Genomic DNA, 10,282 nt, shown 5'->3' with positions numbered 1-10,282 from the left:
CCCGCTCCTACAAAAGCAGTGAACACATGGCACCGGCTACACAGGGGGGTTAGATCAACCGCGCAGCCACCAACAGATCAGCCACGGTCTGGAAGGTGCTGTCCGGCACCGGATCCCCCGCCACGGTGCGCCGGGCAAGCTCCGCTGCCAGGCGCGCATCCATGGCATGGGGGATCCCCAGTTGCGCCGCCTCGGCCAGCATCCGCGCACTGTCTTCGGGCTCGGCCTGACACACCACCACCGGCACCGGGGTCTCTCCGCGCACATAGCGCAAACCCACCACCCAACCACCCGCCACCCCCACCATCAACGACGCCCGGCCCAGCCCCAGCTTGGTCGCCATGGCCTGCATTTCCTGGCGCTGGCGGCGCAGCTCGCGCTTGATCAACGGATCGCCATCGATATCCTTGCGCTCGCGCTTCTGCTCGCTGCGAGTCATGCGCATGTCGCGGCCGAACAGCCAGCGCTGCATCAGCACATCCGCCGCCCCCAGCACCAGAAACGCCGCCAGTACCGTGAACACCAGCGGCTTGAGCACCAGCAGGAAGGTCGACTGCAGGCACTCCGGCCCACACCGCGACGACTCCATCAACGCCTGCAGCGCATGGCGCCCGACCACATAGAACGCCAGCCCCAGCAAGTGCACCTTCACCAGGCCCTTGAGGAATTCCACCACGTTGCGCATGGCGAAGATCCGCTTGAAGCCCTCGGCCGGGTTGATGCGCTTGAAATCCGGCTTCAGCGGCTCGACCGAGAACACCAGCCCGCGCATGGTCACCAGGTTGGTCAGCACCACGGCCGTCACCGTCACCGCCATCACCGGCAGGGTGATGCCGATCAGCAGTTGCTCGGCGCTATCGAGCAGGCGCGGCCACACCGTGGCGAAGGGTTCGATGTAGATCTGCGCGGTCAGGTCCACCAGTGCCGTGACCTGGGCCTTGGCCCGTGGCGCGAGGATGGCGATGCACAGGGTGCAGAGCAGGATCACCACCCCCGACACCAGGTCCTGGCTCTTGGCGACCTGGCCCTTCTTGCGTGCATCCTTGAGTTTCTTGTCCGTTGCCGGCTGCGACTTCTCTTCGCTGGTGTCAGCCATTGCCCCCCTCCACCAGGCTCTGCAGCACCCCGACCGTGCCGCGAAACTCCGCAAGCTGATCGAGCATCAGCGGCACCAGGAAGCCGATGTAGACCACCATCAGAAGGGTGAAGAACAGGTTCTTCACCGGCAGCGACAGGTCGAAGATGTGCAGGCTCGGCGCCATGCGCGAAAGGTAGGCGAGCATCAGGTCGGTGATCAGCAACGAAATCAGCAACGGCGACACCATCAGCACCCCGATGCGCATCACCTGGTCGAGGATCGACAGCACCGCCGTCAGCGCGGAACCGGCGAACAACGGCGTGAACTGGGTCACCGGCCATAACTGGTAGCTGTGCAGGTAGCCATCGACCATGAGGATGAAACCACCCGACATGAAATACAGCGCGATCAGCATCACGGTGAGCAAGGTTGCCATCACCCCCGACTCTCCCGACGACAGCGGATCCACCAGTTGCGCCATGGTCGAGCCCCGCTGCAGGTCGATCAGCTCCCCCGCCACTTCCGCCGCCCAGAACGGGATGCCGAACAACAGACCGACCACCAACCCGACCAGGAACTCCTTGATCAGCAAGCCCGCCAGCCAGAATCCGCCAAGCTCAGGCGAGGCGGTAAAGGCCGAGAACACCGGCAGGAACATCGGCACTGAAATCGCCACGGCGGCGCAGGTGCGGATCATCCCGGTCAGGCCCAAGCGGTTGAAGGCCGGGGTGATCACCACCACGCCCATGGCACGGGCCGTGGAGAGCGCGGCCGAACTGATCACCGGGTAGGCGATCTCCAGAAAGGCATTGACGAAACCTGCGTCCATGCCCGGTCAGCGCGTCCACAGCGCGAAGTTGTCCAGCACCTGGTTGCCCAGCCCCATCACCTGCCCGGCCAGCAGCGGGCCGACGAAGACGATCAGCAGCAGCACCGCCACCAGTTTGACCACTTGCGGCAGGGTCTGGTCCTGGATCTGCGTCAGTGCCTGCAAGAGGCCCACGCTCAGGCCGACGATGATCGCCACCCCCAGCGCTGGCGCCGACAGCAGCAACACCGTCATCAGCGCCTGCTTCATCAACGAAAGGAACACGTCCTGTCCCATCGGCTCAGCTCCCGTAGCTCAGAATCAGACCATGCATCAAGCGCGACCAGCCGCTCAGCGCAACGAAGAGGAACAGCTTCAGCGGTATCGAGATCAGCGTCGGCGACACCATCGACATGCCCATCGCCATCAACACGTTGGACACCAGCAGGTCGACCACCAGGAAGGGGATGTACAACAGGAAACCGATCTCGAACGCCCGCGTCAGCTCTGAGCTGACGAACGCCGGGATCAGCACCACCAGATCGTCGTCGCGCAACTCGGCCCGGGCCTCTTCGGACCACACGTTCTGCGTGGCCTGCACGAAGAAGCCGCGCTCGCTCTCGTTGGCGAAGCGCGACAGGTGCGCCTGCAAGGGTGGCCTGATCGCCTCGCCCAGCTCCTTGAGCTGCTCGGCGTTCTCCAGTTGCAGGCCGTGGCTTTGCGCGGCCCGGTACATGTCGCCGATTACCGGCGTGGTGACGTACACCGACAGGATCAGCGCGATGCCATAGAGCACCAGGTTCGGCGGCGTCTGCTGCACACCCAGGGCGTTGCGGATCAGGAACAGCACCACGGAGATCTTCAGGAACCCGGTCAGGGTCACCACCGCCAGCGGAATCAGGCCGATGGAGGCGACGACCAGGATGATCTCGATCAGGTTTGGCTGGTAGCCACTCATGATGCGGCAAAGCTCAGCAGGCGCACGCCCAGGCCGTCGCCGATCTTCACCAGTTGGCCCTGGCCGACGCGGCGGCCGTTGATCATCAGGTCGACGCCTTCGTGCATGCGCGGCGCCAGCTCCAGCACGCTGCCCACGCCCAGCTCGCGCAGTTGCGCCAGGCTCAACTCGACGCTGCCGACCTGGCAGACCAGTTTCAGTTGCAGCTCGTCAAGGCTGCTGTCCAGGCTCGGCCCGGTGCCCTGTTCGCTCATGTGTCGCTCCTTCAAGGCAAGCGCGGTGATAGGGGGTTCGAGTAGCTGCAGGCGTTGTCCGTCGCGCTGCACACGGGCCTGCCACTGGTCGTCCAGGTGCAGGCGCAGATGATCGTTCGGCCAGGGGTCGAGCATGACCACATCGCCCGGCAGCAGGCTGCGCAGCTCGGCCAGGCTGAGCCAGGCTTCGCCGCCGTCGACGCCCAGCGTCAGCGCCAGGCCACCGAGGTCGTGGGGCATGGGAGTGGCGTGCTGTTCCAGCAATAGGGCGATCTCGGCCCAGGTCGCGGCATCGCAGCGCAATTGCACCGCCAGCGCGCTGTCACCCAGGTGCACCGCCAGGCCAAGGCTCAGCGGCGCCAGCTCGACGCACTGCGCTAGCGCGCGGTCGAGCACGCGGATGGGCTGCGCGAACAACTGCTCCAGCGGCGCGATCAGCGTCAGCAGCGCCTGCTCCAGCAACAGCGCCGCGGGCAGGCTCGGCAGCACCAGCCCCTCGGGCAAGCCGAGCAGATCGAGGGCACGGGCCGGCACGAGCAGCTGCATGGGCGAGTCGCCCAGCGACAGCCACAACTCAAGCTGGGGTTCATCCATCGCCACACCACTCGACGCCCAGGCGACACTCAGCGGCGCCCCGCCCAACTGCCCCTGCCAGGGCTGGCGCGGCCGATGCAGGCGCTGGTGCAGGGCTTGCCAATGCGGGTCAAGGCGCTCCAGGCTGCGCTCGAAGGCCAGCGCGTCGGCGGGCACCTCGGTGGTCTGCAGGGTCAAGGCGTGAGATCCAGCAAGGGGGCAAACAGGTCTTCGCCTTCATCCTGCGCTTCCACGACGCGGCGCTCGCCCAAGGCGTGACCTTCGACCAGGGAATCCCAGGCATCGGCCTGGCGCTGGCGAGCGACATGGGCCTGACGCAGGCTCTCCTGGGTCTGCTCCTGCTGCTGGTGATAGTCGTGGGCCTCGTCCAGATTACCCAGCAGCGTCTCCTGTTCGTCCTCCAGCTCCGACAGGTGCACTTGCGCGGCAAGCCAGGCCTTGACCGACAGCCCCTCGCTGAAGCGACCGTAGAGTTTTTCTGCCTCGAGCGCGGAGGTTTCCCGCGCCAGACACAGCCGCTGGCGGGCGTCGTCGAGGGCCGCATGGGTTTCGCGACAGAGCTGGCGCTGCGCGGCCAGTTGCGCCGACGCCCGTTGTTCACGCAATTGGCGCAGGGTCTGCAGGCTTTTCAGTTCGTGACTCTTCATGGGCGCTCCTCGTTCATGCCAGCACCTTGCGCATGTGATCCAGGGTTTGTCGGGCGCCGCTCGGCTCCGCCGCCGACTGGCGCAGGAAAGCTTCGATAGCGGCGTGGCGGGCGATCGCTTCGTCCGCCAGTGGGTCGCTGCCGGCGGCGTATTCACCGATGCGGATCAGCATTTCGATATCGTTGCGCCGCGCCATCAGCTCGCGCATGCGCATGGCCAGCTGGCGTTGCTCAGGGCTGGCGACCTGCTCCATCAGGCGGCTGCGGCTGCGCAGCACATCGATGGCGGGAAAATGGTTGCGCTGAGCAAGCTCGGCGCTGAGCACCACATGGCCGTCGAGAATCGAGCGCGCCTCCTCGGCCACCGGATCGGTCGCCGCGTCGCCTTCGGTGAGCACCGTGTACAGCGCCGTGATGCTGCCCCGGGCTGCGGGGCCGGCACGTTCCAGCAGGCGCGGCAGGGCCGAGAAGAACGACGGCGGATAACCGCGACGGGTCGGCGGCTCGCCCACCGCCAGGCCGATCTCGCGCTGGGCGCGGGCGAAGCGGGTCAGGCTGTCCATCAACAGCAGCACGTTGCGGCCCTGGTCGCGGTGATACTCGGCCAGCACCGTCGCCACATAGGCGGCGCGGGCACGCTCGGCGGCCGGCCGGTCGGAAGTGGCGACCACCGCCACGGTGCGCGCGCGGGCCTGGGCATCGAGCTGCACGTCGAGCAGCTCGCGCACTTCGCGGCCACGCTCGCCGATCAGGCCGATCACCACCACGTCGGCATCGGTGTTGCGCACCATGCTGGCGAGCAGCGACGACTTGCCCACCCCCGGCTCACCGAACAGGCCCATGCGCTGGCCACGGCCCAGGGTCAGCAGCCCGTCGATGGCGCGAACCCCCACCGACAGCGGATCGACGATCACTTGCCGGGCGAAGGGTTCAGGCGGCTCGGCCTGCAGCGGATAACGGCGCATCGGCCCCAGCGGCGGCTGGCGGTCGCCATCGAGGTAATCGCCCATGGGGCTGATGACCCGCCCCAACTGACCATCGCCCACACTCACCCCCAGCGCCTCGCCGGTGGCGGTGATTTCGGTGCGGGTCGACAAGCCTTCGAGCGAGCCGATCGGCGAGAGGATCGCCTCATCGCCATCGAAACCGATGACCTCTGCCGCCAGGGCGCGACCACTGGAGGGATCATGCAGGCGGCACAGCTCGCCGATGCGCACCCCGGCGACGCTGGCGCGCAACAGCACGCCGCGGATGCTGCGGATGGTGCCCTTCATCGGCCGTGGCCGGGCATCGCCCAGGCGCGCGTGCAGGCGTGGCAACAACGGTTCCAGGCTCACGGCGTCACCTCGGCGAACGGCAACAGGCTGCGGCGCAGCGCCTGCAACTGGGCGTCCAGCCCCAGCTCCACCGAACCGACCGGGCTGCTCAGGCGAGCCTGACCGGGCTGCAATTGATCATCGGACTCCACGGCGATCGTCGCCAGGCCATCCGTTTCGCCGTGCATGCGGCGGCGCACGGCCTCGACCTCCAGGCGCGGCACAAACAGCGTCAGCGCCTGGTCCTGGCGAAACGCAACCAGCGCCTTGCGTGTGCACAGCACGATGCGCTCGGCGTCCCCCAGGCTCTCCAGCACTTCGCGGGCAATGCCCAGGGCTAAGTCGGCCAGGCTGTTTTCCAGCCCCGCCAGGTAGGCCTCGACCTTGGCGGCAGTGTCGGCCAGCAATTCGCTGACTGCCTCGGCGCCCTTGGCGCGGCCGAGCTCGAAACCGTCAGCACGGGCCTGCTCCAGCCAGCGAGTGCTGTCTTCTCGGATACGTTCGGCCTCATCGCGGGCGGCCTGCAGGTAATCGCGTCCATCGGTCCAGGCCTGGACCTCGGCGGCACGCAGGATGCGCGACGCCGGACGGCTGGGCAACTGCCTCATTGCACGCTCTCCCGGTTCTCGGACAACGGCATCAGCAAGGCGGCGACCCGACGCACGATGCCAGGGTCGGCCAACGATGCCGAACCTTCCGCCACAGGCATCGGCAGGCGCAATTGCAGCCAATCGCGCAGGTCGGCGGGCTGCTCGTCGAACCAGGCCTGCACACAGCGCGCACCGTCGTGATCGATGGCGGTCAGCAGGTCGTCAGGCTGGCGCAACAGGTCCATTGCCCCGCCCCATTGCCGATGGGCAATGGCCAGGCCGAAGACCTCATGCCCAAGCCCCTGGCGCAGGTGCTCGACCACCTCGCGACGGATTTCCCGGCCCAAGGTCGCACCGTGCCAGATGGCCCCACACAGGCGCGGCAAACGGGCGAAATCCTGCGGCGCCAGCAGCAACACCGGCAGGTCCTGTTCGGTCGGTTGCGACACCTGATCCAATGGCTGCAACTGGAAGTGCGCCAGCATCAACGCCTGCAGGCGCGCCTGGAAACGCGGCGACTCGATCAATGCCTGGATCTGCGCACCGGCGACGTTCTCGGCGAAACAGCGGCGCAGGTGGCGCCGGTCCACAAAGGCCAGAGGCTGCCCCAGCAGGGCCTGCCATTGGGGCATCAGGCTCATGGCGCCTCCGACAGGCTGTACAGCGCACGACCACGACGCTGCTGCCAGTGTCGCCAGCCCAACAGCCCGGCGAGGGCCAGCGCCACCAGCAGGCTGCCACCGAGCAGCAGGCGCGCGCGGGACGCATCTTGCTCTAGCATCCAGATGCCCATCACGCTGACCAGGCGCGGCTGCCCCTCGTCTTCGCTCCTGGGGGCCGCAGCCTTGATCGCAGTCACCGACACACCGTCATAGCTGAGCCCGGAAATGCCGTTGGCGACCAGGGTCTTGATCTGCGGGATCAGCGGATTGATGTCGGTGTTGGCGTCATAGCGCACCAGCACCGAGGCCGACGACGGGGAAATCACCCGCTTGAGCAAGTCGTTGTCCGGCAGCACCACATGCACCCGCGCCGAGACGATGCCGTCGATCTGCGAGACGCTGTGCGACAGCTCTTCGCTCAGGGCGTAGACCATCTGCGCACGCTCCTGCACCGGCGAGGACACCAGGCCATTGCTCTTGAACACTTCGCCCAGGTTGGAGAACGACTGCCCCGGCAGCCCGGCCTCGTCGAGGCGGGCCATGGCGTCGGCAAAGCGACGCTCGTCCACCACGATCTTCATCTGGCCGTTGTCCTGGACCTTGCGCGAGGCCGGGATGCCATCGCGCAGCAACACCGCGAGCATGGCATTGGCCTCGCGCTCGCTGAGGTTGCTGTACAAGTCCATGTCACAGGCCTGCAACAGGCTGGCCAGGGCGACGACGATCAGCACACGCAGGGCTCGCCAACGACGGGTCATCGATTCATTGTCCTTTGAGCAGGGTGTTGGCGGAGCCGGAAACCTGGGTCGCGCCACGCACCACCATCTGGGTTTCGATGGAGTAGTCGAACATCCGCCCGAGGGACTCGACGATGTTCGCAACCTGGGTCTCTCCGACCTTGGGCGTGCCCTCGGCGCCCGGCGCCACGAACGGCGACGAGCCCACGGCCGGGCTCGACGATGGCATCGCTGGGCCGCCATGGCTAAGCAACTCGGCCCGAGCGCTGAAGGTGCGCGAACGGTCGATGAAACCATCCAGGCGCTGCATCAGGCTCTCACCGATCTGGTGAGGACTGGCACCTTCAGGCATGCCCTTGGCGCTGTTGGCCATGTGTTCGAAGAGATTCTGGGAGGCACCAAGCCCCCCTTGTCCTCCTGACGGCGGCAGTGCCGCCGTAGTCGCAAGACTGGCTGTCATGGCCGCTTACTCATCGTCGTCCGAGGACTGGGCTTCGTTCAGCATTTCCTGCGCCTTGGGCATGATGATGAACTGCCCGCCGATCATCACGGCCTGGTTCACCAGCGCCTCCTGGAAGCTTGGATCGTCAGAGGCGTCCTGGGATTTGCCCAGCGCAGCATCGAAGCGCGCTTCAGCGCTGCTCGGGGTGCTGCCGGGGGTATCGATCGGGGTAACGGCCATGGGGCTTCTCCTGGTTGGTTTTTCAGTGATCGCTGACGCTGGCGCCGCGGAACACCCGGATACCCCGGGAGGCTGCGGACGTCGCGACGGGTTGGGGTCGGTTGTCGAGGTGCTGCTGGATCATGTTCAGGTAGGCGGGCGGTCCGGACACCAGCAGCTCGTCGCGGTCGGCGCCAGGGCGTTGCGACAACTGGCGGCCGTACACATCGAGGCTTTGCAGGTAGTCGCGCAACTGCTCCAGGTCCAACCCGGGCTGGCGACGGAACAAGCGCGTGGCCACTTCATCGTTGCTATTGATGTAGAGCACGTTGCCGTCGTAGTACCAACCCAGCGCGTTGCTGTCGCACAGCTGGGTGAGGAATTCGCCGGCAGTGCTGCTGCGCAGTGGGCTGCGAGCCTTGCCGCGGACCTTGTCGGACACCACCACGACCTGCTCCAGGTTCTGCCCGAACTCGCTCAGGGCGCCGCGCAGGTCCTGGTCGACCAGGGCGTAGGCATAGGGTTGGGCGAACCAGGCGGGGTCACCCTTGCCTTCATCGCTGCGCGCAGGCAACGACAGCACGACCAGCAACAAACCGATGAGCCAGAGCGGGTTACGCATGGGCAATCACCTCTTTGGCAGAGGTCACAGGCGTGAAATCGTATGAAGCGCAGTCGAATTCACACATCAAGTCGCTAGAATGGCCACTCAGTCGTCCGCTCGAGTCCTTTCCATGCCCAACCGTTTTCCGTCCACCTTGCTTCTGATCGCCAGCACCTTGCTCGGCGCCTGCACCAGCCAGCCACACAGTGCCGACGATGGCTACGATCGCCTCATGCACCTGGCGGGCGATCTGCAGCAGCGCGGCGATGCCGCCTCGGCTGCTGCGCTCTACCAGAATGCCGCGCAGCAACCTGGGCGCCATCCCGAAGCCTGGCAGAAGCTGGGCGACACCACGCTGGCCGCGGGCGATGCGCGCGCAGCCGAGCGGGCTTACCAGCAGGCGCTCGAACTGCAACCGGACAACCTCGACGCCTTGCTGGGGCTGGGCAGCGCCCAACTGCGCCAGGGCAAGCTGGAGCGTGCGGTCACGTCCCTGACCCAGGCGGCCGAACGTGGCAACCGCGCCGATGCCTGGAACCGCCTGGGCATCGCGCAGATCCTGCGCGGCCAGGCAGCCGCCGCCCAAGGGGCCTTCAGCAAAGGCTTGGCGCTGGCGCCGGACGACCTCGACACCCGCTGCAACCTGGCCCTGGCCTACGCCCTGGGCGGTCAGGCGCAACGGGCCCTGGACACCGTGCGCGTGGTCGGCCAGTCGCCCCGTGCTCTGCCCCGGCACCAGCGCAACGAACTGCTGGTCACCGTACTGGCCGGCCGCGAGCAGGATGTCGCCGGCCTGCCCCTGGACGATCTCTCCGCCAGCGAACGCCAGACGCTGCTCAACGAAGCCCGGCGCATCAAGGCGATCCCGGATGCCCAGGCCCAGGCCCGCGAGCTGGGCCTGGTGGACGGTCGCTAGCACCTGCACATGCGCGCGTTTCATTGCTTCTCCTGGCGATCGGCGCGCGCTTGCTGTTCATCCTGGCGTCGACGCAGCTCGGCGCGATCGTAACCCTCGATATAGACCTGCGCGGCGCGTCCCACGGGCGCCGCCATGGTCGGGCCGGTCGGCCGCCCCTGGGCCAGGTCGTCCGGCTGCTCTACCATGCGCATCAGCGTGAGGTTGTTGGCGCAGCCCGGCGGCAGCAGCGGCACGAAGTCCTCATCCAGGCCGAAGTCATCCTTGCTCGCCGGTTTCAGGCACTCCACCGGCAGGATCTCGGTGCTGCCATTGGCCAGTGTCTTGTGCTGGAAATCCGGTGAATAGGAGACCGGCTCCAAGTGCGTCTGGCAGCCAGCCAGCAGTGCCAATGGCAACAGCCAGCAGAGCCCGGCGGGGGCGCTGATCATCGGCTTGGAAAAGATCGATTTCATGGT

Annotated in this window: 15 protein-coding genes; 1 reads left to right on the top strand and 14 read right to left on the bottom strand. The window is 66.8% G+C overall.

Annotated elements, in window-relative coordinates:
- Nucleotides 1–49 precede the first annotated feature (49 nt).
- From ACPZMI_RS05860 to ACPZMI_RS05800, 13 genes are read right to left on the bottom strand one after another with little or no spacing between them, the layout of a single operon-like run.
- The gene (locus ACPZMI_RS05860; protein WP_426351852.1) at nt 50–1,096 is read right to left on the bottom strand and encodes an EscU/YscU/HrcU family type III secretion system export apparatus switch protein; all 1,047 of its coding nucleotides are present in this window, start codon (nt 1,094–1,096) and stop codon (nt 50–52) included.
- Complete coding sequence (gene sctT, locus ACPZMI_RS05855) at nt 1,089–1,907, bottom strand: type III secretion system export apparatus subunit SctT (RefSeq protein WP_186666929.1); 819 nt, start codon at nt 1,905–1,907, stop codon at nt 1,089–1,091. Before sctT ends, ACPZMI_RS05860 begins: the two co-directional genes overlap by 8 nt.
- 6 nt (nt 1,908–1,913) lie before the next feature.
- Entirely contained in the window at nt 1,914–2,183 is a 270-nt protein-coding gene (locus ACPZMI_RS05850) for an EscS/YscS/HrcS family type III secretion system export apparatus protein (RefSeq protein ID WP_054892864.1), read from the bottom strand.
- Between the two features lie 4 nt (nt 2,184–2,187).
- The gene (gene sctR / locus ACPZMI_RS05845; RefSeq protein ID WP_063543624.1) at nt 2,188–2,844 is read right to left on the bottom strand and encodes a type III secretion system export apparatus subunit SctR; all 657 of its coding nucleotides are present in this window, start codon (nt 2,842–2,844) and stop codon (nt 2,188–2,190) included.
- Nucleotides 2,841–3,869 carry a FliM/FliN family flagellar motor switch protein gene (locus tag ACPZMI_RS05840; RefSeq protein ID WP_426351851.1) on the bottom strand — a complete coding sequence of 343 codons (1,029 nt, stop codon included), beginning with the start codon at nt 3,867–3,869 and terminating at the stop codon, nt 2,841–2,843. The genes sctR and ACPZMI_RS05840 overlap by 4 nt, the downstream gene beginning before the upstream one ends.
- Nucleotides 3,866–4,339, bottom strand: a complete 474-nt coding sequence (locus ACPZMI_RS05835; protein WP_426351850.1) for a hypothetical protein — start codon at nt 4,337–4,339, stop codon at nt 3,866–3,868. Before ACPZMI_RS05835 ends, ACPZMI_RS05840 begins: the two co-directional genes overlap by 4 nt.
- A 13-nt stretch (nt 4,340–4,352) precedes the next feature.
- Nucleotides 4,353–5,675, bottom strand: a complete 1,323-nt coding sequence (locus ACPZMI_RS05830; RefSeq protein ID WP_426351849.1) for a FliI/YscN family ATPase — start codon at nt 5,673–5,675, stop codon at nt 4,353–4,355.
- Nucleotides 5,672–6,262, bottom strand: a complete 591-nt coding sequence (locus ACPZMI_RS05825) for a FliH/SctL family protein (RefSeq protein WP_426351848.1) — start codon at nt 6,260–6,262, stop codon at nt 5,672–5,674. The genes ACPZMI_RS05830 and ACPZMI_RS05825 overlap by 4 nt, the downstream gene beginning before the upstream one ends.
- Nucleotides 6,259–6,885 carry a type III secretion protein gene (locus ACPZMI_RS05820; protein WP_411383990.1) on the bottom strand — a complete coding sequence of 209 codons (627 nt, stop codon included), beginning with the start codon at nt 6,883–6,885 and terminating at the stop codon, nt 6,259–6,261. The genes ACPZMI_RS05825 and ACPZMI_RS05820 overlap by 4 nt, the downstream gene beginning before the upstream one ends.
- Entirely contained in the window at nt 6,882–7,664 is a 783-nt protein-coding gene (sctJ, locus tag ACPZMI_RS05815) for a type III secretion system inner membrane ring lipoprotein SctJ (RefSeq protein ID WP_186722161.1), read from the bottom strand. The genes ACPZMI_RS05820 and sctJ overlap by 4 nt, the downstream gene beginning before the upstream one ends.
- A gap of 4 nt (nt 7,665–7,668) precedes the next feature.
- Nucleotides 7,669–8,103 carry a hypothetical protein gene (locus tag ACPZMI_RS05810; RefSeq protein WP_186708420.1) on the bottom strand — a complete coding sequence of 145 codons (435 nt, stop codon included), beginning with the start codon at nt 8,101–8,103 and terminating at the stop codon, nt 7,669–7,671.
- Between the two features lie 6 nt (nt 8,104–8,109).
- Complete coding sequence (locus ACPZMI_RS05805) at nt 8,110–8,325, bottom strand: hypothetical protein (protein WP_186666937.1); 216 nt, start codon at nt 8,323–8,325, stop codon at nt 8,110–8,112.
- 22 nt (nt 8,326–8,347) lie between these two features.
- Complete coding sequence (locus tag ACPZMI_RS05800) at nt 8,348–8,926, bottom strand: type III secretion protein (protein WP_186708422.1); 579 nt, start codon at nt 8,924–8,926, stop codon at nt 8,348–8,350.
- A gap of 112 nt (nt 8,927–9,038) precedes the next feature.
- On the opposite strand from ACPZMI_RS05800, the gene ACPZMI_RS05795 reads away from it, so the two are divergent.
- Complete coding sequence (locus tag ACPZMI_RS05795) at nt 9,039–9,824, top strand: tetratricopeptide repeat protein (RefSeq protein WP_426351847.1); 786 nt, start codon at nt 9,039–9,041, stop codon at nt 9,822–9,824.
- A 20-nt stretch (nt 9,825–9,844) separates the two neighbouring features.
- Here ACPZMI_RS05795 and ACPZMI_RS05790 read toward each other — a convergent pair whose 3' ends face one another.
- Nucleotides 9,845–10,279, bottom strand: coding sequence for a hypothetical protein (locus tag ACPZMI_RS05790; RefSeq protein WP_238348295.1), 435 nt, complete (start codon nt 10,277–10,279; stop codon nt 9,845–9,847).
- Nucleotides 10,280–10,282 lie beyond the last annotated feature (3 nt).

This window comes from Pseudomonas wayambapalatensis (genome assembly GCF_049942315.1).
GTDB lineage: Bacteria > Pseudomonadota > Gammaproteobacteria > Pseudomonadales > Pseudomonadaceae > Aquipseudomonas > Aquipseudomonas wayambapalatensis.
Note: the sequence above shows the minus strand (reverse complement) of the source record. Positions and strands in the feature narration are given on the sequence as shown.

Excerpts from the sequence above, each read along its gene's own strand:
- ACPZMI_RS05835 (WP_426351850.1), bottom strand. The coding sequence starts at position 4,339 with ATGAAGAGTCACGAACTGAAAAGCCTGCAGACCCTGCGCCAATTGCGT.
- ACPZMI_RS05805 (WP_186666937.1), bottom strand. The coding sequence starts at position 8,325 with ATGGCCGTTACCCCGATCGATACCCCCGGCAGCACCCCGAGCAGCGCT.
- ACPZMI_RS05820 (WP_411383990.1), bottom strand. The coding sequence starts at position 6,885 with ATGAGCCTGATGCCCCAATGGCAGGCCCTGCTGGGGCAGCCTCTGGCC.
- sctT (WP_186666929.1), bottom strand. The coding sequence starts at position 1,907 with ATGGACGCAGGTTTCGTCAATGCCTTTCTGGAGATCGCCTACCCGGTG.
- ACPZMI_RS05850 (WP_054892864.1), bottom strand. The coding sequence starts at position 2,183 with ATGGGACAGGACGTGTTCCTTTCGTTGATGAAGCAGGCGCTGATGACG.
- ACPZMI_RS05860 (WP_426351852.1), bottom strand. The coding sequence starts at position 1,096 with ATGGCTGACACCAGCGAAGAGAAGTCGCAGCCGGCAACGGACAAGAAA.
- ACPZMI_RS05800 (WP_186708422.1), bottom strand. The coding sequence starts at position 8,926 with ATGCGTAACCCGCTCTGGCTCATCGGTTTGTTGCTGGTCGTGCTGTCG.
- sctR (WP_063543624.1), bottom strand. The coding sequence starts at position 2,844 with ATGAGTGGCTACCAGCCAAACCTGATCGAGATCATCCTGGTCGTCGCC.
- ACPZMI_RS05810 (WP_186708420.1), bottom strand. The coding sequence starts at position 8,103 with ATGACAGCCAGTCTTGCGACTACGGCGGCACTGCCGCCGTCAGGAGGA.
- ACPZMI_RS05790 (WP_238348295.1), bottom strand. The coding sequence starts at position 10,279 with ATGAAATCGATCTTTTCCAAGCCGATGATCAGCGCCCCCGCCGGGCTC.
- ACPZMI_RS05825 (WP_426351848.1), bottom strand. The coding sequence starts at position 6,262 with ATGAGGCAGTTGCCCAGCCGTCCGGCGTCGCGCATCCTGCGTGCCGCC.
- ACPZMI_RS05795 (WP_426351847.1), top strand. The coding sequence starts at position 9,039 with ATGCCCAACCGTTTTCCGTCCACCTTGCTTCTGATCGCCAGCACCTTG.
- sctJ (WP_186722161.1), bottom strand. The coding sequence starts at position 7,664 with ATGACCCGTCGTTGGCGAGCCCTGCGTGTGCTGATCGTCGTCGCCCTG.